The 24,376-nt window shown below is 62.9% G+C and carries 20 protein-coding genes; 11 read left to right on the forward strand and 9 right to left on the reverse strand.

The window, feature by feature from the left end:
• Positions 1-112 precede the first annotated feature (112 nt).
• Positions 113-1,036, reverse strand: a complete 924-nt coding sequence (gene grxD, locus AAF358_25895) for a Grx4 family monothiol glutaredoxin (protein MEM7709008.1) — start codon at positions 1,034-1,036, stop codon at positions 113-115.
• A 277-nt stretch (positions 1,037-1,313) separates the two neighbouring features.
• Positions 1,314-3,179: a sigma 54-interacting transcriptional regulator gene (locus tag AAF358_25900; GenBank protein ID MEM7709009.1), complete on the reverse strand. Its 1,866-nt coding sequence runs from the start codon at positions 3,177-3,179 to the stop codon at positions 1,314-1,316.
• Between the two features lie 184 nt (positions 3,180-3,363).
• Here AAF358_25900 and AAF358_25905 point away from each other — a divergent pair, with 184 nt between their 5' ends.
• A complete protein-coding gene (locus tag AAF358_25905; GenBank protein MEM7709010.1) occupies positions 3,364-3,609 on the forward strand; it encodes a hypothetical protein in 246 nt (81 codons plus the stop codon).
• Here the strand turns inward: AAF358_25905 and AAF358_25910 are convergent.
• A complete protein-coding gene (locus AAF358_25910) occupies positions 3,596-5,632 on the reverse strand; it encodes a TonB-dependent receptor (protein ID MEM7709011.1) in 2,037 nt (678 codons plus the stop codon). The two genes, AAF358_25905 and AAF358_25910, sit on opposite strands and share 14 nt — an antisense overlap.
• A gap of 189 nt (positions 5,633-5,821) precedes the next feature.
• The gene (locus tag AAF358_25915) at positions 5,822-9,664 is read right to left on the reverse strand and encodes a C25 family cysteine peptidase (GenBank protein MEM7709012.1); all 3,843 of its coding nucleotides are present in this window, start codon (positions 9,662-9,664) and stop codon (positions 5,822-5,824) included.
• Between the two features lie 79 nt (positions 9,665-9,743).
• On the opposite strand from AAF358_25915, the gene AAF358_25920 reads away from it, so the two are divergent.
• The 7 genes from AAF358_25920 to AAF358_25950 are packed head-to-tail and all read left to right on the forward strand — an operon-like array spanning position 9,744 to position 14,512.
• Positions 9,744-10,154, forward strand: coding sequence for a DUF4345 family protein (locus AAF358_25920; GenBank protein MEM7709013.1), 411 nt, complete (start codon positions 9,744-9,746; stop codon positions 10,152-10,154).
• Positions 10,151-11,371 carry an aminotransferase class I/II-fold pyridoxal phosphate-dependent enzyme gene (locus tag AAF358_25925; protein ID MEM7709014.1) on the forward strand — a complete coding sequence of 407 codons (1,221 nt, stop codon included), beginning with the start codon at positions 10,151-10,153 and terminating at the stop codon, positions 11,369-11,371. Before AAF358_25920 ends, AAF358_25925 begins: the two co-directional genes overlap by 4 nt.
• Complete coding sequence (locus AAF358_25930; protein ID MEM7709015.1) at positions 11,368-12,069, forward strand: GDSL-type esterase/lipase family protein; 702 nt, start codon at positions 11,368-11,370, stop codon at positions 12,067-12,069. Before AAF358_25925 ends, AAF358_25930 begins: the two co-directional genes overlap by 4 nt.
• Positions 12,062-12,352, forward strand: a complete 291-nt coding sequence (locus tag AAF358_25935) for a hypothetical protein (protein MEM7709016.1) — start codon at positions 12,062-12,064, stop codon at positions 12,350-12,352. The genes AAF358_25930 and AAF358_25935 overlap by 8 nt, the downstream gene beginning before the upstream one ends.
• The gene (locus AAF358_25940; GenBank protein MEM7709017.1) at positions 12,333-12,818 is read left to right on the forward strand and encodes a tRNA (cytidine(34)-2'-O)-methyltransferase; all 486 of its coding nucleotides are present in this window, start codon (positions 12,333-12,335) and stop codon (positions 12,816-12,818) included. The genes AAF358_25935 and AAF358_25940 overlap by 20 nt, the downstream gene beginning before the upstream one ends.
• Positions 12,819-12,854: 36 nt before the next feature.
• On the forward strand, positions 12,855-13,754 hold the full coding sequence (locus AAF358_25945) for an aspartyl/asparaginyl beta-hydroxylase domain-containing protein (GenBank protein MEM7709018.1): 900 nt from the start codon (positions 12,855-12,857) through the stop codon (positions 13,752-13,754).
• On the forward strand, positions 13,745-14,512 hold the full coding sequence (locus AAF358_25950) for an alpha/beta fold hydrolase (GenBank protein MEM7709019.1): 768 nt from the start codon (positions 13,745-13,747) through the stop codon (positions 14,510-14,512). The genes AAF358_25945 and AAF358_25950 overlap by 10 nt, the downstream gene beginning before the upstream one ends.
• Positions 14,513-14,542: 30 nt before the next feature.
• Here AAF358_25950 and AAF358_25955 read toward each other — a convergent pair whose 3' ends face one another.
• From AAF358_25955 to AAF358_25970, 4 genes are all read right to left on the reverse strand, one after another.
• On the reverse strand, positions 14,543-17,011 hold the full coding sequence (locus AAF358_25955; GenBank protein ID MEM7709020.1) for a cation:proton antiporter: 2,469 nt from the start codon (positions 17,009-17,011) through the stop codon (positions 14,543-14,545).
• A 331-nt stretch (positions 17,012-17,342) separates the two neighbouring features.
• The gene (locus AAF358_25960) at positions 17,343-18,353 is read right to left on the reverse strand and encodes an NAD(P)H-dependent glycerol-3-phosphate dehydrogenase (protein MEM7709021.1); all 1,011 of its coding nucleotides are present in this window, start codon (positions 18,351-18,353) and stop codon (positions 17,343-17,345) included.
• Between the two features lie 11 nt (positions 18,354-18,364).
• Positions 18,365-18,856, reverse strand: coding sequence for a protein-export chaperone SecB (gene secB / locus AAF358_25965; GenBank protein ID MEM7709022.1), 492 nt, complete (start codon positions 18,854-18,856; stop codon positions 18,365-18,367).
• Positions 18,857-18,903: 47 nt separating this feature from the next.
• Complete coding sequence (locus tag AAF358_25970; protein ID MEM7709023.1) at positions 18,904-19,338, reverse strand: rhodanese-like domain-containing protein; 435 nt, start codon at positions 19,336-19,338, stop codon at positions 18,904-18,906.
• A gap of 179 nt (positions 19,339-19,517) precedes the next feature.
• Here AAF358_25970 and AAF358_25975 point away from each other — a divergent pair, with 179 nt between their 5' ends.
• The 3 genes from AAF358_25975 to rpoH all read left to right on the forward strand — a co-directional run bounded on the left by AAF358_25975 (position 19,518) and on the right by rpoH (position 22,877).
• A complete protein-coding gene (locus AAF358_25975; GenBank protein ID MEM7709024.1) occupies positions 19,518-20,711 on the forward strand; it encodes a peptidoglycan DD-metalloendopeptidase family protein in 1,194 nt (397 codons plus the stop codon).
• Positions 20,712-21,107: 396 nt separating this feature from the next.
• A complete protein-coding gene (locus AAF358_25980) occupies positions 21,108-21,881 on the forward strand; it encodes a glucose 1-dehydrogenase (GenBank protein MEM7709025.1) in 774 nt (257 codons plus the stop codon).
• Between the two features lie 138 nt (positions 21,882-22,019).
• Entirely contained in the window at positions 22,020-22,877 is an 858-nt protein-coding gene (rpoH, locus tag AAF358_25985; protein MEM7709026.1) for an RNA polymerase sigma factor RpoH, read from the forward strand.
• A 71-nt stretch (positions 22,878-22,948) separates the two neighbouring features.
• Here rpoH and AAF358_25990 read toward each other — a convergent pair whose 3' ends face one another.
• Positions 22,949-24,256 carry a hypothetical protein gene (locus tag AAF358_25990; protein MEM7709027.1) on the reverse strand — a complete coding sequence of 436 codons (1,308 nt, stop codon included), beginning with the start codon at positions 24,254-24,256 and terminating at the stop codon, positions 22,949-22,951.
• Positions 24,257-24,376: the final 120 nt, after the last annotated feature.

Raw genomic sequence — 24,376 nt, forward strand, 5'->3', positions numbered from 1 at the left:
CAGCTCCGGCACGGCGCGGGTACATTCGCCTTAAGCCGATGCTTGATCGCATCGCAGCCACACTACTGGGCGCGCTTGGCCTGCGCCTGATCCTGGAGAAATAGTGTTTTGGTCAGTAGGTAGGGACTGCGCTGTCTACCTCTTTCGACCAGGCGTCGATGCCGCCCGTAACATTGTAGACCTTCGTGAAGCCCTGTTTGCGGAAATGTTCTGCGGTTCCCGCGCTCGAGCGGCCGTGGTGGCACAGGAAGGCGATCGGGGTGTCTTTCGGCAGCGCGTTAATCGTCTGCATTTCCTCGCGGGTCAGCGCCGTCGTAAACGGCAGTGACACCTGCTCCTGCTCGCTGGCCGGACGCACGTCATACACCGTCGGCGCGTTACCCGCGTCAACCAGCGCTTTGAGGTCGGTGACCGACAGCGCCAGCACCGGCGGCGGCGCCTCGGGCAGGTCAATGGTCAGGCCCGTGCCCTGCATGGTGTCCTCGAAGTCGATCTTGGCACCCTTGGCACGCTGCGCCGTGTTGATGTCCATGTGGAAGGTGATGCCGCCCGCTTCGCTGCGGATCTCATCACCGGACGCCGGCTCAAGCGAAAACTGACAGCGCCAATATTCGTCGATTTTGAAGTGAAGATCAGCGCCCGGCTGACTCTCCATGCCCTGTCGGATCGCCTCAGCGGCTTTTTCGCTGATGTGCAGTTCAGGCGGCGTGCGATCTGGCGGCTCTTTGCCCAGCATCTGGTGCAGCTCGCCGGAGTTGAACATCTGCGACACGATGTCGCTCCCGCCGACTAGCTCGCGGTCGATGTACAGCTGGGGAATGGTTGGCCAGTCGCTATACGACTTGATGGCCTCTCGCACCTCATTGTCCTCAAGCACGTTGAACGTCGCGTAGCCGTCGTCCACCAGCGAATTGAGAATGCCGGAAGCGGTGGCTGAGAAGCCGCACTGGGGCGCCTGGGGTGTGCCTTTCATAAAGAGCACGACGCGGTTTTCGTTGAGCAGCGACTCGATCGTCGCAACGGGATCCTGATTCATGTTTCGAAATTCCTGAATTTGAGCCTTAGTCTGGGCTGTCTCGCGTCAGCCGCGCTAGGGTTGTCGGCAGCTGCCGTGCGGTGGAGCGGGCCTTGCGCTGACGGCACCCTCCGGCAGTCGTCCTCGATAGCGTATGGCGGAATCGGGTTTGCAAAACCAACCGCCTTCGTTGTGCTCGGGCAACGCCCACCGCGAACAGCCCGCCAAAGCGGTCGAGGTCAGCAGCAAAACGAACGCCAAAAGCCTGGAATACGTCATGGGCCCAATATACAAGATTTCAAGGTGCCTCAGCGCCCTCGCCGCCCGGCCCTGTGTCCGCCGGTTCTGCCACCGCCGGTCGACCTCGGCGCAGGGCTGGTACATCGACGTTCATGGCGCGTAGCCGGCTGTTGAGGGTGGTGGGCTTAATACCGAGCAGCTTCGCCGCTCCGGCAGGGCCAGAGACACGCCAGCTTGCAGCCTTCAGGGCCGCCACCAGATTCGCTCGCTCGAGCTCTCGCATTTCGGCCTCGGTTCGGTAGCGCGGAGCCTCTTCGGGGCGGGGCGCCTCGGTTCGCACGGGCGTTGCCGTGGCGTCGGGAAGGTTCAGCTCAAGCTGGCGTCCGCGGGAAACGATGACAGCCCGTTCCAGCACATTCCGCAGCTCGCGCACGTTGCCGGGCCAGGGGTACGACATCAACCGCTGCATGTCTGCGTTTTTGACGGTCAGCGGCTCGCGCCCAAAGTCCGTCGCAATCTGCTGCAGGAAGTGGCTGGTGAGCTGCGGTATATCCTCCAGGCGGTCCCGCAGCGGTGGCACCTCCAAGGGGAAAACACTCAATCGATAATACAGATCCTCGCGGAAGCGGCCCTGCTGAACAGCCTGCTTCAGATCGTTGTTGGTTGCCGCCAATATCCGGACGTCCACTTTCTGAGTCGTATCCTCACCGACCCGCTGAAACTCACCGTCCTGCAGGACCCGCAGCAGCTTGGCCTGCAGCTCCAGCGGGATTTCGCCCAGCTCGTCCAGAAAGAGGGTTCCCTGATCCGCCAGCTGAAAACGCCCGGTTCGGTCCCGGTGGGCCCCGGTAAACGCGCCTTTCACGTGCCCAAAGAACTCGCTTTCAAACAGCTCTTTCGGCACCGAAGCACAGTTCACCTTTACCAGCGGCTGCTCCGCCCGGTCGCTGCGACGATGAATGGCGTGCGCCACCAGCTCCTTGCCGGTTCCCGATTCTCCGGTGATCAGCACGGCTGCCGGCGTTCGGGCTACGGCCTCGATGCCGTGCAGCAGACGCGACAGCGCGGGACTTGAACCCACAATCTGGCCGAAGTTCATGGCCACATGGGCCTCCTCACGAAGGTAGTCGCGCTCCTGCTCGAGCTGCGTGCGCAGACGCGCGTTCTCCTCCAGCGCCTTCTCGAGCCGGCGCCGTGATTCGTTGCGCTCGGTCATGTCCTTTGAGGCGACCAGCACCTGAAGCGGCGCGCCGCTCTCATCGCGATCGATGGCCGCGGAGGAGAGCACTTCAATCACCCGACCATCACGATGTTTCATCTGGCGGGGCACGTTGGTGTACTCGTCCAGCTCAACCAGCAGCTTGAGCCGGCCTTCGTTCAAATCCCGAACGGTGTCCTCGGTATAAAAATCGTGCAGCGGTTTGCCGATCACTTCCCGGCGCTGGTAGCCCAGGCGGCTGAGCCACTGATTGCTGACCTCCACGATGCGCCAGTTGTCATCAAAGGTGTGCAGCATCGTGGGCGAGGCCCGGTAGAGGCGCAGAAACCGCTCGTGCAGCGCCGCCTGATCACCGATTTCGGCGAATACCGAAAACACCTGGCGAAATCGGCCGTCCGGCCAGCGACGGGTGACGCTGGCTACCGCCACGGGTACTCCGCGTCCACCGCGTCGCTCGAGCGTAACGTGGACATCCTTTAACGTTCCGCTGCGATGGAGCTGGGGACGCAGCTCGGTCAGCACCCGGCGACGGCTCTCGGGTTTCAGCAGCGTTTCAACGCGACGACCGATCAGCGCCTCGACGCGGTAGTCCAGACGCTGTGCCAGCGCGGCGCTGGCGTTGATCACCCGGCCCTCCCTATCGGTGGTGACAGCCATCAGTGGCGCGTGCTGGAACATCCAGCTGGCAAAACCTTGCTTTTTCATCACGCCAGCATACGTAAATTTACGACAATTAGCTATTTTTAATAGCGTAATTTCGTTTTTTACGAAATATCGTGTGTTATTTTTTCGTGAAAAATTTTTAACTGACTGTTTTTAGGCGCTAATTTTTTTGGCACAGCCCTTGCTTATTAAACGTCGTAATTAACCAGGACATAAGGAAATGGATATGAACACGATTATGGCAATGCTGCTGCTCGCAGCCACCGGACCCAGCGAGATGGAACAGTCTATCCGCGAATCAGCGCTTTCTGAGATGGCGGTCATTTCCGCTGAAGCTCAGCGTCAGCTGGCTCAAGAAATGGCGGTCGAGGTTCGCCTCCAGCTCAAGGCGCACTTTGAAGAGAACGTCGCTGAAGCCCTCCTGCCGATTGAACCGCAGCTGCTGGCAGCAGAGCCTGCTAAAAAGAAGTAGTCAGTCCCAGCAAGACCGTGCGGCCTGCGCCAGGGAAGTAGCGCAGGTTGCCGAAGGCAAAGTCGGCCCGCTCCGCATAGCGGCGATTGGCTAGATTTTGCAGTCTGACCTGAACCTGCCAGCGCCTGCTGAACCCCTCCAGCTCGCGCTGCAGGTTCAGGTGCAGCAGGTGATGCCCTCCGTAGCGCTGGCTGTTGGCGGCGTCGAGGAAGTAACCGTCGAGCCCCACCCACTGCAGGCGGGCCTGAGTCCCCGCTACCTCCCCGCTCAGCGAGACCTGTGCCTGCCACGAGGGCGCGGTGTCGATTTCGTTGCCTGCGCTGATCACCTCGCCCCCGCCGGCATTCCGGCTGAATCCGTAGCGATGCCGCGCCAGGGTCAGGGCACCGTCTAGCCGCCATCGCTCACCGAGCCTGAGGGCCGTTTCGAGTTCGAGGCCAAGGTGGCGCGTCCGGCCGTCGCTCACATTAAAGCCTGCCGAATCACGGAAGATGAAATTCCGCTTGCTCATGTAGTAGGCGCCAAGCGCCAGGTAACCCCGCGAGCTGCTGTGACGATAGCCTGCTTCCGCCGTCGTCAGCTTTTCACTGTCCAGGTCTGCGACCGACTGCTGTCGCTGCAGTCGATAAAGCTCCGTCACCTGCGGTGCTCGAAAGCCTCGGCCAACACGAAGATAGAGCTGCTGACCGTCACCTAGGGCCCGCTGGACGCTCAGCCTGGGCGCCACATCCGTGAAACTGTCGCGCCGGTCTGCCGGCCGGTTGTAAAGGCAGCCGCCGAAGCCGCAGGCGCTGCCGTCGTCGCGCGTGTTGCCGTCGAGCGCGAGGTTGTCGTAGCGGTAGCGGCTTCGCTCACCCCGCAAACCCGCCTGCACCGTCCAGTCGCGCCAGCGCTGTGTCCATTGAACAAAAGCGGCAGCGGTGAGGGCTTTGGCGTCATAGCGGTAGTGAACACCCGGTGGCCGGGTCTCCTGGAGAAACTCGGAACCCTGCGTCAACCCGTCTTGTGTCTGACGCAGAAACGTATCAGCCCAGTCAACGTCGGCGCCGACCGTCAGCGTCCCTGCCGCCAACTCCCGCCGCGCCAGCCCGCGAAGGCCAAAGCTGTGCTGCCCGTTTTCCTCCAGCGGCTGGCCAGGCAAGAAGTGCTGCAGAAACGTCATCGACGAGTAGCGGGCAAAAGGCGTTAGCTGAATGTCCCACGGGCCGGCAGCGAAGCTTACCCGGCTGCTCAGCCGGGCCGACGAAGCGTCGCGAAAGGCTTCCGGGTTTACGTTGCTGCGGCGCAGTTCGGTGTCAGCGAACGCGTTGTTGCCGAAAATGAAGCCGGCCGTTTCCTGGTTCAGATTGCTGGCCGCAAGCAGCGAATCAACCGCCACCGACCGACCGCTCCAACGCCAGTTAACGGAGAGTTTTTGCTGGTCATACCCCTCAGCGTCACGAAAGCTGCCGGCGCTGGCGCCCGTGAGATCCGCCCGGACCGCATGATTGGACGCGCCGCCGGACCAGCTCGCGTCAACCCGCTCGTAGTCGTCAGACCCAAGCCACAGGGTGACGCTTGCGGGGCTGGTTGCCTCCGGCACCGGGTGTTGCAGGTTGATGGCGCCATGCAGCGCGTTGGAGCCATAAAGGACAGACGCCGGACCCCGTACCACCTCCACCGCGGCGTCAGCTTCGGTGTGGAGCTCAAACAGGTTGTTCACGTTGCAGATGCCGGGCGGCCTGATCGGCACACCGTTTTCCAGCAGCAGGAAAGCGCCGCACGCGCCGGCGCCCGTCAGGACCGGCGACCGAATGGCGGTCAGGTGCTCCTGCCCGCTACCGCGGCTTACCCAGGTTCCCGGCACCGCGTCGAACAATTCGTTCGGATGGGTTGCACCGGGCTCTGCCTGGCTGCTGCGCAGCACCGTCACCGCCTGCGGCGTGTCCAACAGCCGGTCAGGTCGCTGGGCGAGCACCCGAATGGTCGGCAGCTCGGGGTCTTGGGTCAGCGCCCCGAAAAGCAGCAGAGGAAAACTCAACATGCGGTGTCCTGTGGCGATCCATCAGCAAACGATGGACGGCTGCGGGCCATCCGCCGATCGCTGGTATGCGACCGCGCAGTGTAGCCGAACCGCTCGTGGTGACAACCGCCGCTTGAGCGAAGCGGCCATCAGATCTCGAATCAGTCGTTTGGACCCATCGCTCCTTGGCACGCGCGGCCGGGGCTTTCCTCAGGGAACCACCTTGAGCGTCGGATCGCCGAGCAGCGCCCAGTTGATGATCACCGGGCGGTACCGGCTGAAGTTCTCCCGCGAGAGATCGCGCTTGGCGGCGTTGATTGCCTGGCCCAGGGTGAAACCATTGAGCAGCATATCGTCCACAATTCGACTGCCGAGCGCCTCGTTGTCACCATAGATACTCAGGGTAGCTGCCCCATGTACCGCAGCCGCGCCCCAATCTCCGCCGTTGAGCAGCGCGTACGCCAGCGTGTTGCTGGACGGATCGACAAAGTAGGTGGTGTAGCAGGTCAGCGGCATAATCAGCGTCGGCTCACCCGCGTTGCTGAGGGTCGAGGCCAGCGCGGGCGTCAGCAGCCCCTCGAAGGCCCACATGTCAGCGGCACCGTGGCCGGAATAAATCGTCATGGTCTGGCCGTCGTTGATGGCGTCCAGCAGCGCCTGCTGGGCGGGTGCCACGCCGAGCGCATCGACAAAGACTTCCGTTTGTAAGGACCAGGGTGTTCCCCCGGCATCCAGCAGCCGCGTACCGAGTCGCTGGGCCTGCTGAAAAAACGGCGGAATTGTGGGATCGGACAGGCCGGCGACCAGGGCCGCTTTCTGGGCCGCCGCCAGCCCGCTGCTGTCGTAGGCCAGCGTTTTGTCGACCAGCACGCCGAGCTCGGCCACGCTGCGAACCGGCCAACGTCCGACGGGCAGATCCGGCACCTCATCACCATCGAGGTCAACCAGCAGCCCATCACTGGGCGTGTAGTTCACGAACTTGTTGGTGGGTGCATACGTCGTGGGAATAAAGCTGATCGAGCCGACTCCGCTGAAGTTGCGATAGTCGAACGAATCCGCACCCACCAGCAGCACGTGGCCAAGCGGCGCTGCAGCGGCCGACTGGCGAACAAATTCGGTAATCGCGGACGGCAGCGCCATGCCGAACGCATACCGTTCATAGATGTCTTCGACACTCACGACCTGAACGTTGAATCCTTCCGCCCGGCGGACCGCCACGTAAGCATCGAGCTCAGCGCCGATAAAAGCGGGATGCGCGATGATCAGGTAAGTGGTGGACGCGCTGACGTCGACCGCCACGCCCCCATTCGCCACCGAGACCGCGGGTCGAGCCAGGCGCCCGACCGTCGAAACGTAATAGGTGGCCGGCACCGCGTCCGGGGCCTCACTGAGGCTGTCACCGTCTTCGAAGCCCGACCGGAACAGGCTTTCCGGGTCCGCACCCGCACCAGCCAGAACTGCTGAGAAATCCGGGGCTGAGCCTGCAAGGCTGGGCTCGAGCTTCAGGAGCGTGCCCGAGTCGTCCATCGCGTAAGCGACCAGCTGATCGTTGCTGTAGCCGCTGACGGCCAGCGTGGTCGCCGCAGCGTCGAAAGTGAGCTGATCGTTGATGGCCACAAACTCTCGGGGATACGTCAGGGTGTAGGCCTCGAGATTCACGATATCGAACGGGAAGCCGGTGTCGCCCGGCAGCTCCAGGCGCAGCGTATTGTCGCCGTCGAACAGGTCGCCTGCCGGCACCGCCGCCTCAAGCACCCACTCGGTCAGACCGTCGGTTCGCGCATCAATAAAAACACTGCCGCCGTTGAAGGAAGCCTGGATATGGTGATCTGGGTCGGGGGCGGTCGTGAAATCGGTGAGGCCCACGAGATCCAGGCGAAGTCGCACCTGACCCGCCGCCAACCGGCTGACCGGCACCAGCACATCGGAGAAGCCCGAGCCGAACGTCGACAGCTCCTGGTCAAACCAGGGGTCGTCCGTCGGGTGAGCGGGCTGGTACTCGTTGTTTTCCTCGATCCGCTCAACGTGCTGATAGGTGGCTGGCGCAACGCCCTGCCCTCGACCGCCCAACGCCTGCCCCGGCACCACCAGCGCGCTGTTGAGATCCAGCCGATAGCGATAGCTGTTCAGATATAGGCCGTCCAAACCGCTAGGCTGCTGACCCAGAAAATCGATGCTGTCACCGGGTGAAAATCCGCTGACGGGATCCGCCACGTTGACCCAGCGGGCCACGCCCTCACCCCGGAAGCTCAGGGCTAGCTGATCAGCGCTTAAACCCCCGAAGTCCGCGCCGGCCATCGCTAGATCCTCGAAGCTGACCCGGTGAATACCGGTCGCTGAAACCTCCAGCCATACCGCCTGCGCAATGCCCTTGGCACCGATCGGCCTCGTTCGCTCCAGGCCCATACCGGCTTTATGCCGAAGCCCTCGCAGCGCCAGTTCGCTGGCCAGCTCACCGCTGAGCTCGTCCCAGTTGATCGGGTTGGGTTCGAGGCGCGCTCCGTGGCTGCTGCCGAGCGGAAAGGGCCCAAACTCCTGCACGGCGCCGTCGATATCGTGACTGAGAAGCAGCAGCGAGTCGCCGCCGCCGGCGAGTTTAACCGCGTAGTTCTCCACCTCCGTCGACCACTGATGGTTGGTGGCGACGGTTTTGCTCGCGACGGCTTTTTGTGCACCGTTCAGCAGACGCAGCTCAAAGCCCGCGTGCATCGACTGCGATGCGGTTTGCCAGCTCGCGAGCACGCTCCCATCGCTGCGTTTACTGGTAAAGAAACTCAGCGTCACCGGCACCGACGACGGCGGGCAGTACAGCAGGTCCGACAGCAAAACGGCGCGGGAACTGTCCCACGTATTAGGCCCCAGATCGTCGTAGTCGATCTGAATTCCGACGATGTCCTGATCAAAGTAAACGTTGACGGCCGATCGCGGACTATCGTCCGTTCCGTCGTCAAAGCCCACGTGCGCGTTCACAGAAGCGCCTGAGAAACCGTAGGTTGCGCCGCTGGAAACGGCCTCAAAGATCGGCACAACCGTGCCGCCGCCGGGCAGCAGCCCAACGATGGTGACCTGGTCCGCGAAGTCTTCTGCCACCACGTTTGAGTCGATGTCCGCAATGGAAAACCGCACGTCCTGGAGCGTGTCGCTGAAACTGATCACCGAGCCGATGCGCTGCGAATCGGAGTTGGGGTCCGGATCATGGAAATAGTTGATCATGGCCCCGCCGCCGCCAATCGACGCGGTGTTGGTGAAGTTCAGCACTTCACCCGGCGAGCCAACCCCGAGATCAGCGGTGTTGCCGCTGTGCGAAAAGTCAAAGACCACGTCGGGAAACGGGTCCACGTCCGCCACGTTGAACGACGGGCTGAGGTCACCGGCAGGATACGCCTGATTGTCCCAGTCCAGCCGGCTGAGCGCGGTGGAACAGATGGCGGCCGGCGGATCGGGTGTGGTCACCGTCAGATCGGAAACCGAAAAAAGAAAAGACGTTGCGGCGGTCGTCGAGCCCACCACCTGGAGTCGGGTGAAAGGCCCGGGGACGGTGACGTTGAGGGTGCCGTTGGTGGAGTTGCCGGGCGAGTTGGCGCCGGCGCCGGTGGCCGTGGTGCCGGCCAGTGTAAACGTCGGTGTCCCAGACTCGGCGGCAAGACCCACCGAGCCGCTGATGTTGGCCGCGCCGTTAAAGGCGCTAACGGTGACAACATCAGCGTTGTCGACATCGTACAGCGACAGCTGCAGACTGGTGACCGGCTCGCTGAAGGTCAGGTCGACCGTGACCGGCACGCCGGCGGTGGCACCATAGAGAATGCTGTTGCCCGCGCCAAAGCCGCCGCTGGCGCTGTAGGTGCCCGCCTCGATGGGCCGGCTCGCGGGCTGCGCGCCCGTGTGGGCCAGGTTGAAGTTGACGGTCCCCACGCCGTAGTTGATGTCGGAACCGCCGGTGGGGAATACGGCGGTATCCCAGTCGAGATTGACCACAGCGGCCTGGGCCCCGGCTGTCATCAGCGTGGCGGCGGCGAGCAAAACACGAATTGTCTGTATTTTCCTGCTATACATTGCGGTTTACCAACGATTCAACTAACGTCCCTGCTTCAGCTTGATCCATAGATAAATCAATTATTTACCAAAAATACTGATGAAGCTACTCGACAACTTCAACATTTTGCTGATCGTCCTGGCCGGCATCGGCTTTCTCGTCTTCGGCGGCTGGATTCTCGCGACGCCGCTCGAGGCCCTGGCGCGCTTTGGCATCATCCTGGCCCCCGAAACGGTGCACCGTATCGAAATTCGGGCGTTTTATGGTGGATTAGAGATCGGCCTGGGGCTGCTCTTACTGAAGTTTGCGATTGACCGCACCTACCGACGGGCGGGGCTTTGGCTGGTCTTTGCCAGCTACGGCGCTCTGGCGGGGGGCCGGATTGTCGGCATCGTGGCGGAGACCGGACCAACCCCACAGATGGCCTGGATTGCCCTGGCGGTGGAGCTTTTCTTCGGCATACTCGGCGCCGTTGCGCTGCTTGCTGGGCGCGGGGGGGCCGAGGCATGAACGCACAACCGCACATCGCCGTGAGCGAGCAGCTCGACGATGTCCGTTACGAGATCCGGGGTGCGCTGGCACGGCGCGCTCAGGAGCTGGATCGGCAGGGTTACGAAGTGCTGCACCTCAACATCGGCAACCCGGGGCGTTTCGGCTTTCGCACCCCGGAAACCATGCGCCTGGCCATTATCGAAAATCTGTCGAGCAGCGAGGCTTATTGCCACCAGAAAGGCATCTTCCCAGCCCGGGAAGCGGTGGTCATGCAGCAGCAGAACCGCGGCATCATGGACGTGACGGTCGATGACGTCATCATGGGCAACGGCGTCAGCGAGCTCATCGACCTGCACCTGCGTGCGCTGCTCAACATCGGGGATGAAGTCTTGATTCCGTCGCCAGACTACCCCCTTTGGACCGCCGCCGTATCGCTGAATGGCGGTAAAGCGGTGCACTACCCCTGCCCGGCGGAAAACCATTTCCAGCCGGACCTGGAGGCGCTGGAAAGCCTGATCACCGACCGAACGAGGGCGCTGGTGGTCATCAACCCCAACAACCCCACGGGCGCCGTCTATCCGCGGAGCACGCTGGAAGCCATGGCCGAACTGGCGCAGCGCCATCAGCTGGTCATGATGAGCGACGAAATCTACGACCAGGTGCTGTTCGATGACGCGGAGTTTGTGCCGATGGCCACGCTGGCGACCGACACGCTGTGCATCAGCTTTGGCGGCCTCTCAAAGGTATACCGCGCGTGCGGCTACCGGGTGGGCTGGAGCATCACCAGCGGTAACCGATCCAGCGCTGAGGACTTTCTGATCGCCACGGAAATGCTGGCCTCGCTGAGGCTGTGCAGCAACGTGCCGGGCCAGTGGGCGGTGCAGACGGCGCTCGGCGGCTACCAGAGCGTCCAGGAACTGATTCGGCCGGGTGGCCGGCTTTACGAAAGTCGCCGAACGGCCATCCAAGCCGCGGCAAAAAGTCCCTGGCTCGACCTGATGGCGCCCGCCGGCGCCCTTTACATATTTCCGACCGTCAGAGGCCTGGACCACTTTGATGATCACCAGTTTGCGATGCGGCTGCTGGAGCAGTACCACGTGCTGGTTGTGCCGGGCAGCAGCTTCCACTATCCGAAGACTGACGCGCTGCGTCTGACCATTCTGCCCGACCCGGAAACGTTGGGCTCCGCCTTTGAACGCATCGAGGCACTCCTCGGTGAGATGGCCAGTGAGTGAAGGCTCCGCCGGTCGCCGCCTTTGCTGCGATGGTTGACGGCGCCGCGCCGAAGGCGGCGGTGCTCGCCCTCGGCGATTCATACACGGTTGGCGAGGGTGTCCCCCCCGCCGAATGTTGGCCTGCCCAGCTGGTGAGCCTGCTCAACCAGGACCTGGACCGTGAGCTTCCGCCGCCGCAAATCCTCGCAACCACCGGCTGGACCACCGACGAGCTCGCCGCTGCGCTGGCGGGTGAGCCGGGGCTGGGTCTCGTCCGGGATGCCGGGGTGCCTGGGACTACTTTTAAGCTGGTTTTTCTTTCCATTGGGGTCAACGATCAATATCGCGGCCGCAGTCTGAAGCGGTTCCAGGCGGGCTTTGCGGGCCTGCTCACGGCCGCTATTAGCCTGGCGGGCAACGATCCAGCCCGCGTGATTGTCGTGTCTATCCCGGACTGGAGCCAAACGCCTTTTGCGCTGTCCCGGGGCGCCGACAGGACCAAAAACGGCTCGGCAATCGACGCGTACAACGCCGTCAAGAAGACCCGCAGCGAGTCTGCCGGCGTCTTGTTCGTCGACATCACCACCCTCACCCGCGGAGCGGCCCCCGACGAATATGCGCTGGACGGCTTGCACCCCGGCTCAGCGATCTACCAACGCTGGGCACAGAAGCTGCGAGGCGCCGCAGCTGCAGCCCTGGCGCCATCGACCCATGCCTGAGCAAGCGTTGATCGGCTTATTCAGCTTGGCCTGGCTGGCCGTGCTGATCTGGCTGACGCACCGGTTTGCCGCCCGTACGCACGGTTGGCTGACCAGCTGCTTTGCCTGCGCCTTTGGCTATCTGGCCCTGTCCCTCAAGCTGGACAGCGGCGGGCCGACCCTGGCCTGGCTCGAAGGGCTTCGATGGGCGCTGTTTGGCGCGGCGCTTTACAGCTTTGTCCGGTATCGGATCGGCCGGCGCCGGGAGAAGGAGCCGGAAGACCATGCACAGCAGCGAGATTGAGGTCGCGCTATACCAGCCGGAGATACCGCAAAACACGGGCAATATTGTTCGCCTCTGCGCCAACGCCGGCGCGGCGCTCCATCTGATTGGCCCGCTGGGTTTTGTCTGGGATGACCGACGGCTGCAGCGAGCAGGTCTCGATTACCATTCACTGACTCACGTGACCCGGCATACCGACTGGGACGCCTTTCAGCAAACGTCCAAGCATGGTCGGCTGATCGCCTACTCGACACGGGGCCGCCGCCGGTTTTCCGACTTTCGGCACGAGCCCGGCGACGTTCTCCTGTTCGGCCCAGAGACCCGCGGCCTGCCCGATGGGATTCTAAGCGGCTGCCACGCCACGCTGACTATTCCAATGGTGCCAGCGTCGCGCAGCATCAACCTGTCAAACTCGGTGGCAATCGGTGTCTATGAGGCCTGGCGCCAGCTCGGATTTGACGGGGAAGTGACGAACCAGATCCGGTAAACTGGAGACGTGACCAGCTTCCTCCTTTCCCCGGGCATGCTGCTGCTGTATCTGATTGCCGGCTGCGGCGCGGTCGTGCATTTTCGCGGCCAGGTGCGCTTCAGCCCGCTGCGCCAGCTCACGTCCTTCACGACCTTCCTATCGCCGGTCAACGCGTTCATGTATCTGTTTTCCGCGGTCCCGAACCGACCGTATCTGGATACAGAGCTGATTCCCCAGCTCAAAATGCTTCAGGACAACTGGGAAGTGTTTCGAGACGAAGCACGCGCGCTGCATGAGGACGGTGAGGTCCGGGCCTCCGATAAGCTGGATGACGTCGGATTCAACTCCTTTTTCCGTCGCGGGTGGAAGCGCTTTTACCTCACCTGGTACGGCAAGTCGCTGCCCTCAGCGGAGGCGCTTTGCCCGAATTCCGTGGCGGTGCTCAAGCAGCTGCCGGGCCTCAAGGGCGCCATGTTTGCGATGCTGCCAGGCGGCGGTCAGCTGATGCGGCACCGGGATCCCTTTGCCGGGTCGCTGCGCTACCACCTGGGCCTGGTTACCCCCAACAACGACGACTGCCGCATCTTCGTCGATGGGCAGATGTATGCGTGGCACGACGGCGAGCACGTGCTGTTCGACGAGACCTACATCCACTGGGCAGAGAACCAGACCGACAGCGACCGGATCATCCTGTTCTGCGACATCGAACGCCCGATGAGCAACCGCTTCGCGCAGTGGTTCAACCACCTCTTCGGGCGGCTGGTGATGGCGGCATCGAGCAGCCGGAATCATCCTGACGAGCCGGTGGGGTTCCTCAATCGGGTGTTCGGAGTGGTCTATCCGCTGCGCAAAATCGGCAAGAAGATCAAAACGCTCAACAAGCCGCTCTATTACCTCCTCAAATACGCCATCTTCGCCGGCGCGCTCTACCTGCTGATCAGTCCTTGGATCTGAATTTTCGCCAGCTCGGAGATCCTGATCACCCACACGTTGTGATCGTTCACGGGCTCTTCGGGTCAGCCAGTAACTGGCAGAGCATCGCCCGAAAACTGCAGAACGCATTCTGCCTGTGGCTGGTGGACCTGCGTAATCACGGCGACTCACCGCACAGCGACACGATGGACTACCCGGCGATGGCCGATGACCTGGCGGCCTTCATCCGGCATCACTGTGGTGGAAGCGCCTGTCTGATCGGCCACAGCATGGGCGGTAAGGCCGCGCTGGCGGCGGCCCTGCGGCATTCCGGCGCAATCCGCGCTGTCATGGCGATGGACAGCGCGCCGCTGACCAATCGGTCTGGCTTCGCCGCCTACACGCGGGCCATGATGGACATCGATTTAACCCGCCTCGCATCGCGCACTGACGCGGACAGCGCGCTGGCGCCGGTCATTCCGGAACGCGGCATCCGGGATTTTCTGCTGCAGAATCTGCGGCGCGGAGACCAAGGCTGGCAGTGGCGGCTGAATCTTCCCGTGGTGGCGGCTGCGCTGGAAACCGTCAGCGGCTTCCCCACGATCGAGGGGCGTTTCGACGGCCCGGTGATGTTTCTTCGGGGCGGGGATTCCGACTACGTGCCGGACGACATCGTGGAACGCTGCGCGCCGCAGTTTCCCCAGGCGACGATGGCCACCATCGCCAACGCTGGCCATTGGCTGCATGCCCAGCAGCCGCAGCAGGTAACCGACGCCGTCATCCGCTTTCTCGCGGCCTGACGACGCTCAGCGGTCGCCACCGCGCCGGCGTCAGGCGCGGTCTCGGGCGACCGCCTCGATTTCTGACTTCAGCTCGGGATGGCGCGCGAGCAGCGTGCGAAAGTCTTTGGTGAACAGCGTCAGCAGGTCGGTAAAGCCCTCGGAGACGACGCTGACCTTACGCGGAGCGTCTTCCAGCAGGGCCATCTCTCCGAAAAAGTCACCGCGGCCGAGGATGACGTCAGCGGGGTCCAGCACCACCCGGGCAGCGCCAGAGGAGATGAAGTACATGCAGTCGCCTCGCTCCCCCTGGGTGATGACCTGCTCTCCCGGCAGGACCAGCCGGGGCTTCAGCATCCGGCAGACTTCTTTCTGCTGATCTTCCGGCAGGCCGGCAAAAAACGGCATGTTTTGAACCAGCTTTTGGGCCTCGAGCCCCAGGTCGAGGGTCGGGCGCTGGATCTTGGCCGCGTGGGTGTCCACCTCCCGCTTGAGATCGCTGTACACCTCCTTACTGATCGCCGACTGGGCCCGCATGTTTTTGTACTCCGCGTACTCGAGGCGCACCGCAATCTGTTCGAGCAGCGCCTCCTCAAGACCGGCCGCGTATTCCGGATAGGCCGCGCGCAGGCACTGCAGCGCCGCGCTGTGTTCGCTCAGCCGCTCCTGTAGCACCGCGGCGAGCTCAACGGCCAGCTCGGGCTGAGCAAGCTCATTCACCATCTGCTGCTGAGCCAGTTTCCGCAGGCCCATCGTCGTCGCCTGCAGGTATTCAAAGCGCTGCGCGAGCTGGCGGGTCAGCGGGCCCGTCAGCCCCAGCCGGCGCTGAAGCTGCGCCGCTGCCGCCATCTGCCATCCGAGCTTGAGCGTATTGGCATCGGCCGCCTCATAACCCGGTCGACCGTCGGCCTTGATGCCGTCCTGCAGGTCGTTGACCCCGCGCAGCAGCCGCCGCATGGTTTCCGAGGAAATCAGCCCCTGGTCCAGCTGCTCCTGGTAAACCTGCTGCTCGCGGGCGGTCATCACTTTCAACCCCACCTGCAGCCACGCCTCATGACTGATGGTGGCCGCCTCGCCGCCGGACTGGGCAGCCGCCTGCTTAGCCCGCTTCTGATAGGGCTGAGACACTTTGGAGGCCAGCGTGTCGGGCAGGTCAGAAGACCGGGCCACATCGCTGAGGCTCTCACCCACCCCCGCCAGGCCGAGGCTCAGCGCCCGGTCACGCACCGCCAGATCCACCGCGCTGAGCTTATCCAGCCCGAAAGCTTTCATCACCAGCTGTACGGTGGTGGCGTTCACCGCCAGGGTGACCAGCACAAAGCCGGTCACGAGCGTACCCACAAAGCTGCGAACCTCTGGCGAAAATCCCTCGTTTTCCATCACGGCCAGCGCCAGCGCCAGCGAAACAGCGCCGCGCAGACCACCCCAGAACATTACGGCACGGTAGCCTACCGCCACGGCCTGGGCCCAGCCGAGCTTCGACAGCACCGGCACCAGCCCAAAGATCAGGGCAAACCGGGCCGTGAATGCGGCCAGCACGAGCACCCCCAGCCACAGGAAGTGCGTTGTGGTGAACTCAGCCAGAATCCCGGGCACCGCAATGCCGACCAGCACAAAGATCACCGAGTTGGCCAGGAAGCCCACCTGCTCCCAAACACCTTCCATCTCGTGCCAGCCGTCGCGACTGAAGATGCTGCGCCCGCGCGAACCGAGCACCAGCGAAGCGGTGACAACAGCCATCACGCCTGAGACGTGCAGGTAGTGCTCGGCGAGCAGGAACGACAGGTAAGCCAGCGTCAGAGTAAGGGTAATTTGGGGCAGCACGGCGTCCCCCAGCCACTCCATCAGGCCAGTGAAAATCCGCGCCAGGATGTAGCCTACCGCGATGCCGCCAAAAAACACCTTGGCAAAAGCCGCGATGCCGGCGAGGGCGCCCGCGTCCGACTCACCGAGCACCATGGCCGACAGGATGGTAAAAACCACGATTGCTGTGGCGTCGTTAAACAGACTCTCACCCTCAACCAGGATCGCCAGACGCTTGGGCGCCCCGAGATCTTTAAAGATCGCCACCACCGCCACCGGATCGGTAGCGGAGACGATGGCGCCAAGCAGCAGGCAGACCAGGAGCGCCATGCCGGTCACCGCCTGCAGGACCAGCCCGACAAACACCGTTGAGATGAGCAGGCCCACAACTGCCAGCATCAGGATCGGGGCGATGTCCTCCATCAGTCGGCGTACGTCGATGGCGAGCGCCGACTCAAAGACCAGCGCGGGTAGAAAAACAAACAGGATCGTTTCGGAGGTGATATCCAGCGCGTGCAGGGCGTCCAGCATGTCGCTGAATATGCCGATATTCATACCCTGGCCCAGGCTGTGCTCAAGGTAACCAATCGCGCAGCCAATCGCCGCCAGCATGACGGTATAAGGAAAGCTCAAGCGTGCGGCCAGAGGCCAAACCAGCACCGCGAGGGTCAGCAGCCCGCTCAGCCCCAGCACGGTTAACCAGACGTGTTCCATCATCGATCCCCGATCCCCTTCGCGAGATCAAGTATAGCCGACGGGGAAAAGGCCGCTGCTGGGCGAGCGTCTGGGGATGCCCGAGACTCGCGGAATTTCGTGGGGTTGAGCTTTTCGGGGTTGCAGGAACGACGATCGAACGCCGGCCCCTTACGCCTAGCAGTGTGTTGAAAAACGCGGTTATTCGGCACGCTGCGTTCGGCACATGGATGTGCCGGCATTTTCCATGGCTACGAGCCATGGAAAATGTGAGCCAAGTGAAAATCGCATTTTTCACTTGGCGTTGTTGCCATCTCCATAATCATGGGCCACGGTTGGCTTTTTCAACAGCCCGTTAGTCGGTTTCGATGCGCGGTTCGCGGGACATCAGGTTGCGCACGCCGTCGCGGGGGGTGATCTCGCCGGTCACGATCCGATAGATCTGCTCTGAAATCGGCAGTTCAACGCCGGTAGCAGCGGCAAGCTTCAACAGCGCCTGCGCTGTCCCGACCCCCTCGACCACCTGCTGGATTTCCCGCAGCGCCTCCTCATGGCTGCGTCCCTCGCCGCGAGCCAAGCCATAGCGGCGATTGCGGGACAGATCTCCGGTACAGGTCAGCACCAGATCACCCATGCCGGAGAGCCCGGTCAGCGTCTCGCGCCGGCCTCCGAGCGCGTCGGACAGCCGCATCATTTCGGCCAGGCCGCGGGTGATCATCGCCGCGCGGGCATTCGTCCCCAGAGCGATGCCGTCGGCGATCCCGGTGCCGATCGCCATCACGTTTTTCATGGCGCCCCCGAGCTCTGCGCCGACAATATCGTCGGTTCGATAGGCGCGAAAGCTGCCGTGGTGGAACACGCGCACGATGTCCTCGGCCAGACCGGCATCCGGCGATGCCACCGTCACGGCGGTGGGCAGATCTGCCGCCACCTCGCGGGCAAACGAGGGCCCGGTCAGGATGGCGCCGCTGTCGTGAGCAGGCAGCAAATCCTGAGCCACCAGGTGCAGCAGCCGACCGGTATCGGGTTCAAAGCCTTTGCTCGACCAACAGATTCGGGCTCCCGCTGCCAGCAGTGGGGCCGCCAACTTCAGGGTCGTCGCAAATGCGTGGCTGGGCACCGCGATCATCACCAGCGGAGCGCCGGCAACGGCGCGCGCCAGTTCAGGCTCAGGCGTCAGAGAATCAGGAAAACGAAAGCCGGGAAGGTATTGGCGGTTAGCGTGGTCCGCCGCCATCGCCTGAAGCTGCTCAGCCGACCTTCCCCAGAGCCGCACGGGGCGACCGCTGCGAGCGGCCTGCATGGCCAGCGCCGTGCCCCAGGAGCCAGCTCCCAGGACACAGAATGGAACGCTTGAATCGTTCAAGCAGCCGCTGCTCAGGCGCTGCCGCCAGCCTGAGCTTGCTCGAAGCGCTTGCGGACCTGATCAGCGTAGAGCTGGTCGAAGTTGACCGGCTGCAGCAGCAGCGGCTGGAAGCCGCCGTGAGACACCAGCTCAGCCACCTGCTGACGGGCGTAGGGAAAGAGGATAGTCGGGCAGTAGGCGCCAAGCGTCGCCTGAAGCTGCTCCTGCTCGAAGCCCTCCAGACCGAAGATGCCGGCCTGCTGCACTTCCGCCAGGTATGCCGTCTTGTCACCCAGCTTGCAGGTCACCGTCACGATCAGCACCACCTCATACTGGCCTTCACCCACGGCCTGAACGCGCTGCTGGAGATTCATCTTCAGCTCGGGCTCTCCCCGCTCGGCAAAGATGCCGGGAGCGCCCGGCGATTCGAACGAAACGTCTTTCAGAAAGAGTTTCTGGACCGTAAAGCGCGATTGTTGCGCCGCTTCAGGCTGCGCGCCCGCTGCGTTGTCTTCTTCAGCCATGGTAATTCCTTCGGTAGGTTGGTCAGTAAATCAGTGTTGGATCGAGATCATTTCTTCGCGCGAGTCACCGGCAGCTGATCGGCAACCCATGCCGTCAGCCCGCCCCGCAGCCAGTGAACTTTGCTGAAGCCGGCTTTAACCAGCTTGCGGCAAATCTGCTCAGACACCATGCCGTTTTTGCAGTAAACCGCCAACTCGCTGTCTTTCCAGTCCTTCAGCGGTTTGTTTGCCGGCTCGATCGACGATGGCAAAATGTTTCGGGCGCCAACGATGTGCCCCCGGCCAAAATCAGCGCTCGCGCTGACGTCGATGACAACCGGGTCAGCACGGTTGATGAGCTGGGTCAGCAGCGCCGGGCTCAACGAAGCAAACCCTCGCTTCAGGTGCCGGATTTCGGTCACAATCAAGGCGACCACCAGGCCCGCAAACATGACGATCAGCAGCGGATGATTGGAAGCAAATTCGGGCAAGCGTTCGAGCATCGGGGATCTTGAGTTTGGCAAAATTCAGCCGGCAATTGTGCATGTATAGGCGAAAAACCGCCAATCAAGAGCCCTGCACCGGATCACCGTCGATCATACGGGCCCAATCCGCCAGGCAAACGCGTGCATGGCAGGGCCGCCCTCGGGGAAAACTCCGTCGCCGTTGCGCCGCAGCGCCCATGGGTGCGCGGGGCTGCCAGGGTAGACGAAAGTCTCGGGCCGCCCTGCCGTTTCTTGCGCTGATTCTCGCCGTCGCCGCGGCAAGCATTTTCACCCCGGATGCCAGGGCCCAGGATCAGGAGCAGCTCGAGCAGCAGCTCGCTGAGGCGCGTCGCAAGCTGGCACAGGTCCAGCGGGAGGTGGAAGCCAGCCAATCCGGCTACGCTCGGGAAACCGCTGCCCTGCGGGCCGTCGAGAAGGACATCAGCGCGACCCGACGATCGATGGCAACCCTGACGGATCAGATCGCAAAGCAGGGCGAGGAGATCTCGCGGCTCGAACAGCGCGCCAGCGAACTGCAGAGCGAGCTGACGACGGAAACCGGTCGCCTCGCCAGCCTGGTTCGCAGGACCTGGATCAGCGGTCGGGGGTCTGGCCTGCGGACCCTGTTGAGCATCGATGAGTTCTCGACCGCCGCACGGCAGCTGCACTTTCAGCGAATCCTGGCGCAGGCCAGGTCGAAGCAGCTCACCCGGCTGCGCGAAGGCCTGGCGGATCTCCTGGCAGTCCGTCTCGAAGCCGCCGGGGTACGCGAGCGGATGGAGAAGCAGCGCGGCGAGCTGCAGCTGCAAGAGCAGGCGCTGGAGGCCAGTCGGCGCCAGCGTGCCGGGGCGGCCGCGGCGCTCCGAGCAGCCATCGATCGTCAGGAGCAGCGTTCGCAGGAGCTGCGCGCTGACACGGAGCGGCTCAACCGGCTGCTGGAAGAACTGGCAACGCTGTTTGCCGATATTCCCGATCAGCTGGATGCGGCTTCGGGGCTACCCACACCCGCCGGCCACCTGCAGCTGCCGGTGGCCGGTCGAATTGTCAAAGGCGCTGGTGCCGCCAAAGCGGACGGAATGCACCGCTTCGGCATGCTGATCGAGGCTGAGCCGGGGGCCCCGGTGAGCTCGGTGTCCTACGGCCGGGTCGCCTACGCCGACTGGCTGCGAGGCTTCGGTCTGCTCACCATCGTTGATCATGGGGACGGGTATCTGACGCTCTACGCGTTCAACGAAAGTCTTTATCGCGAAGTGGGCGATTGGGTGGGGCCCGGCGATATCATCGCCGCTGCCGGAGCGAGCGGCGGCCGAACCGCGCCAGCGCTCTATTTTGAGCTGCGTCGCAACGGCACGCCTATCGATCCACGGCCCTGGCTGCAACGAAGCCGCTAGCCACCCCTCGCCAGCGGGCCGCCTAAAACCCGTGAAATGAAGCCAATTCATGCTTACCAGCCTAGAATCATGACTTCTGGCCGAGCAATACGTGAATGTTTTGTTATTTAGATGAATTGAATTCATTCATACAACCATTTAAATCTCTTGAAATGGCGCAGGGGCGTCCGTATCTTTTGAGTCCTGGCCAAACGGACTGGCCTGGCACCGCCTCACGGAGGCGGTGGGCAAAGGACGGCCCTCGTGCAGCTCGGCTGCCGGGCTGACATAAGGAGTTTGTCGGGGCACATCGAGTAATCCCCTCCCCTCCCCTCGCTCGATGTGCCTTTTTTTATCCCCGCCCCTCGGCTAACCTCGCGTGCTCTCGTCACGGATCCAGCAGCAGGAAAATAAGCTATGAGCCAATCGAACCCGCAGCGTTTCAGCAGCAAAATCGCCATGGTCACCGGTGCCTCACGAGGGATTGGCGCAGCGGTGGCATCGCAGCTCGCCGCTGAAGGCGCCCACGTCGTGTTGGTTTCCCGGGACAAAGATTCGCTGGCCGAAGTCGCCGCTTCGATCTCCGAGCATGGCGGCCAGGCGACCGTCATGAGCTGCCACGTCGGACGGGTCGAGGCGATCGATCAGCTCATGGGTCAAGTTGAGCAAGAGCTTGGCCGGCTGGACTGTTTGGTCAACAACGCAGGCACCAACCCGTATTTCGGCATGGCCGGCGACGCCGAGGAGTGGGCGTTCGACAAAACCTTTGCGGTGAACCTCAAAGGACCTTATTTCCTGAGCGCCCGAGCCGTGAAGCTGATGGCGAAAAACGGCGGCGGATCGATCGTTAACGTCGCGTCTATCGAGGGGCTGCAGCCGGCACGCCAGCACCTGCTGTACGCGATGAGTAAGGCCGCGATGATCAACATGAGCGTCGGCTTTGCCAAAGAGTATGGGCCGGACGGCATTCGCGTGAACACCGTTTGCCCCGGGGTGGTGGAAACGCGCCTAGCTAAAGCGCTCACCGAAAACCCTCAGGTGCAGAAAATGCTCAAATACACCCCCGCCGGGCGCCATGCACAGCCCGAAGAGATGGTCGAAGGGATTCTCTACCTGCTGTCCGACGGCGCAAGCTACACCACGGCCACCACCCTGACGATGGATGGCGGCACGTTGACCAACGCCTTCTGACTAGAAATTTTCGGCGATTTTTGCTAACGTTTCGGGTTGATCCGGTTCTGGATCGCCTCATCCTACGCTTTGGTCTTGAGGCGGAACTTAACCGACGCTTAGCACTCTAATTCGAGAGTGCTAAAACTGGAGCTAGCGATGAGTACCGCTTTGGTGTCAAAAAATCTGCCCGTACCTTCGGCCACCGGGAGCCTCGAGTCCTACGTGAACGCGGTCAACCAGGTGCCTGTACTGACCTTTGACGAAGAGCAGGGGCTGGCCAGACGTTTCCGTGACAGCGGTGATCTGGAGGCGGCTCGCGGGCTCATCATGGCGCACCTGCGGTTTGTGGTGCACGTCGCCCGCAGCTACTCCGGTTACGGGCTTGCCCTCGGCGACCTCGTTCAGGAAGGCAACATCGGCCTGATGAAAGCGGTTAAGCGCTTCGACCCCGATCAGGGCGTTCGTCTGGTGTCCTTTGCGGTGCACTGGATCCGAGCCGAAATGCACGAATTCATTCTGCGCAACTGGCGGATCGTGAAAGTCGCGACCACCAAGGCGCAGCGCAAGCTGTTCTTCAACCTCCGTAAATCAAAAAAACGGCTGGGCTGGTTGAACCACAAAGAAGTGCAGGCGGTGGCCAAAGACCTGGGCGTGAAGCCCGAGGTCGTGGTCGAGATGGAGTCGCGGCTGTCCGGTCAGGACATCGGATTCGACAACCCGGTTGATGACGACGACACGCGGCCTTCCCCGACGAGCTACCTGCGGAGCAAAACGGTCACCGATCCGGCGCTATTGGCCGAGGCGGACGACCTGGAGAATCACAACAACGGTCTGCTTTATGAAGGCCTGGATCAGCTCGACGACCGGAGCCAGGACATCATCCGCAGCCGCTGGCTCGAAGACCGGAAGATCACGCTTCAGGAGTTGGCCGACCGCTACTCGGTGTCAGCCGAGCGGATTCGCCAGCTCGAGGCAAACGCGCTCAAAAAAATGCGCGCTTCCATCGCCGCCTGAGCGACACCGGCTGCCCCGCTTACCGAAGCGGGGCACCCGGCATTCCTGCCGATTTTTTCATTCACACCGTCTCAGCGCAGCTGACGAACTACTCGGTAGCGTCGGTTGCCGGTTTGCTCCAGCTCGCGACGCGTGAGGTCAAGCTCCCCGTTGAGCCAGTATCGTCTGGTTCGAGCCTGCACCTGCCGCGAGACAACAATGACGCCATTGCCGATATATAAGACGTCTTCGGGTCTTAGGGCAGCGATCGACAGCTCCCGCGCAATTTTCTTGCCGCCGTTATACCGCGCCTCCATACGGGCCTTTTCATTCAGCAGCCCAGGGGCCAACACATCGATCTCGGCAGCTGCGGGCTCCAGAGTCCGGCGAACCCGGTAACGGCTCGCAGACTCCTGCTCCAGCTCGGGCCGGCTCAAATCCAGATTGTCGGACAGCCAGTAAACCCGGTTTCGGGTGCCGGCCGCCCGGACCACCGCAACCACGCCGTCCATCACAAACAGCAGATCCCGCCGCTTGAGGTCCGCGCTGCTGATGGTCTCATCGATGGATTTACCGCTGTTCACCCGACGTTCCAGCGCCTGTTTCGCCGCGACCGATTTCTCGACGCTTTCCGGCGTCAGCGCATCCGTTTCCTCAGCGCTCGCCGGCTCATCACCCTCATCTCCCAGGTCTTGGCCCTGATCAGCGATCGCCACCGACGTAGACGGTTCCGCCTGCGCGGCAGCGGGCGCAAGATCGCTGCTCGCTGGCTCCGCAGCTTGCGGGGAATCCTCTGATGTCTGTTCGACAACCGGCGACTGGCTGACCTGCGGCGAATCAGCCACCGCTGGCCCGCCCGACGAGTCCTCATTCGGCACCGGCTGATCCGAAGACGCGCCGGGAGCACGGCCGAGATCGGGCTTTTGAACCCGCTGGCGACCGAGCAGTTCGTCGGCCCCGGGGATCGCCACCTTCAGATTCTCGACCTGGCTGCGCGACGAATCGCGAAGCGCCTGGGAAGCGTCGCTGGGCCGAGGCGTCGTTGCTCTGGGGGCGTCCGGCGCGAGCGGCGCGGCCGACTCACCGCCTAAATCGTCGCCCTCACCCAGCCAGATGCTGATGCTCTGCGCTTCGCTGTCTTCGAAGCGCACGGCGCCCGGTTCAGCGGCTGCCGCCAGCTGTTTGCCGATCATTGCGTGCCAGCGCTCCGGCGCAACAACCCGCAGCGTTTGCCCTTGCTGGCTGGCCTGCCGCCCGAGTGACGACAGCTCCTGCGCAGCCTGCCCGGACACCAGCTCAGCGCCGCTGATCAGCAGGTCCTGCGAGTTGGCCGCCTGCCCCACGCAAAGCCACAGCAGCGCCGCTGATACCCCTCGCCGGAGCGGGCGTGCAATCGTCAAGCTGCGCCGTCGGTGGGGGTACCCCGCTACCATGTCTTGCCACCGAGCAGTTCGCCGGCGACGCCTTTGAACGGCAGCACTTCCCAGGTATCCCAAACGCCCGCAGCGAAGTAGGGGTCA

It is taken from the genome of Pseudomonadota bacterium (genome assembly GCA_039033415.1).
In the GTDB taxonomy this organism is placed as follows: domain Bacteria; phylum Pseudomonadota; class Gammaproteobacteria; order Xanthomonadales; family SZUA-38; genus JANQOZ01.

What these genes read in the sequence shown, in the direction of transcription:
- AAF358_25915 (MEM7709012.1), bottom strand. Translation starts at nt 9,664, where the DNA reads ATGTATAGCAGGAAAATACAGACAATTCGTGTTTTGCTCGCCGCCGCC.
- AAF358_25975 (MEM7709024.1), top strand. Translation starts at nt 19,518, where the DNA reads ATGGGTGCGCGGGGCTGCCAGGGTAGACGAAAGTCTCGGGCCGCCCTG.
- AAF358_25925 (MEM7709014.1), top strand. Translation starts at nt 10,151, where the DNA reads ATGAACGCACAACCGCACATCGCCGTGAGCGAGCAGCTCGACGATGTC.
- AAF358_25910 (MEM7709011.1), bottom strand. Translation starts at nt 5,632, where the DNA reads ATGTTGAGTTTTCCTCTGCTGCTTTTCGGGGCGCTGACCCAAGACCCC.
- AAF358_25980 (MEM7709025.1), top strand. Translation starts at nt 21,108, where the DNA reads ATGAGCCAATCGAACCCGCAGCGTTTCAGCAGCAAAATCGCCATGGTC.
- AAF358_25920 (MEM7709013.1), top strand. Translation starts at nt 9,744, where the DNA reads ATGAAGCTACTCGACAACTTCAACATTTTGCTGATCGTCCTGGCCGGC.
- AAF358_25905 (MEM7709010.1), top strand. Translation starts at nt 3,364, where the DNA reads ATGAACACGATTATGGCAATGCTGCTGCTCGCAGCCACCGGACCCAGC.
- AAF358_25935 (MEM7709016.1), top strand. Translation starts at nt 12,062, where the DNA reads ATGCCTGAGCAAGCGTTGATCGGCTTATTCAGCTTGGCCTGGCTGGCC.
- grxD (MEM7709008.1), bottom strand. Translation starts at nt 1,036, where the DNA reads ATGAATCAGGATCCCGTTGCGACGATCGAGTCGCTGCTCAACGAAAAC.
- secB (MEM7709022.1), bottom strand. Translation starts at nt 18,856, where the DNA reads ATGGCTGAAGAAGACAACGCAGCGGGCGCGCAGCCTGAAGCGGCGCAA.
- AAF358_25900 (MEM7709009.1), bottom strand. Translation starts at nt 3,179, where the DNA reads ATGAAAAAGCAAGGTTTTGCCAGCTGGATGTTCCAGCACGCGCCACTG.
- AAF358_25940 (MEM7709017.1), top strand. Translation starts at nt 12,333, where the DNA reads ATGCACAGCAGCGAGATTGAGGTCGCGCTATACCAGCCGGAGATACCG.
- AAF358_25955 (MEM7709020.1), bottom strand. Translation starts at nt 17,011, where the DNA reads ATGATGGAACACGTCTGGTTAACCGTGCTGGGGCTGAGCGGGCTGCTG.
- rpoH (MEM7709026.1), top strand. Translation starts at nt 22,020, where the DNA reads ATGAGTACCGCTTTGGTGTCAAAAAATCTGCCCGTACCTTCGGCCACC.
- AAF358_25970 (MEM7709023.1), bottom strand. Translation starts at nt 19,338, where the DNA reads ATGCTCGAACGCTTGCCCGAATTTGCTTCCAATCATCCGCTGCTGATC.
- AAF358_25945 (MEM7709018.1), top strand. Translation starts at nt 12,855, where the DNA reads ATGCTGCTGCTGTATCTGATTGCCGGCTGCGGCGCGGTCGTGCATTTT.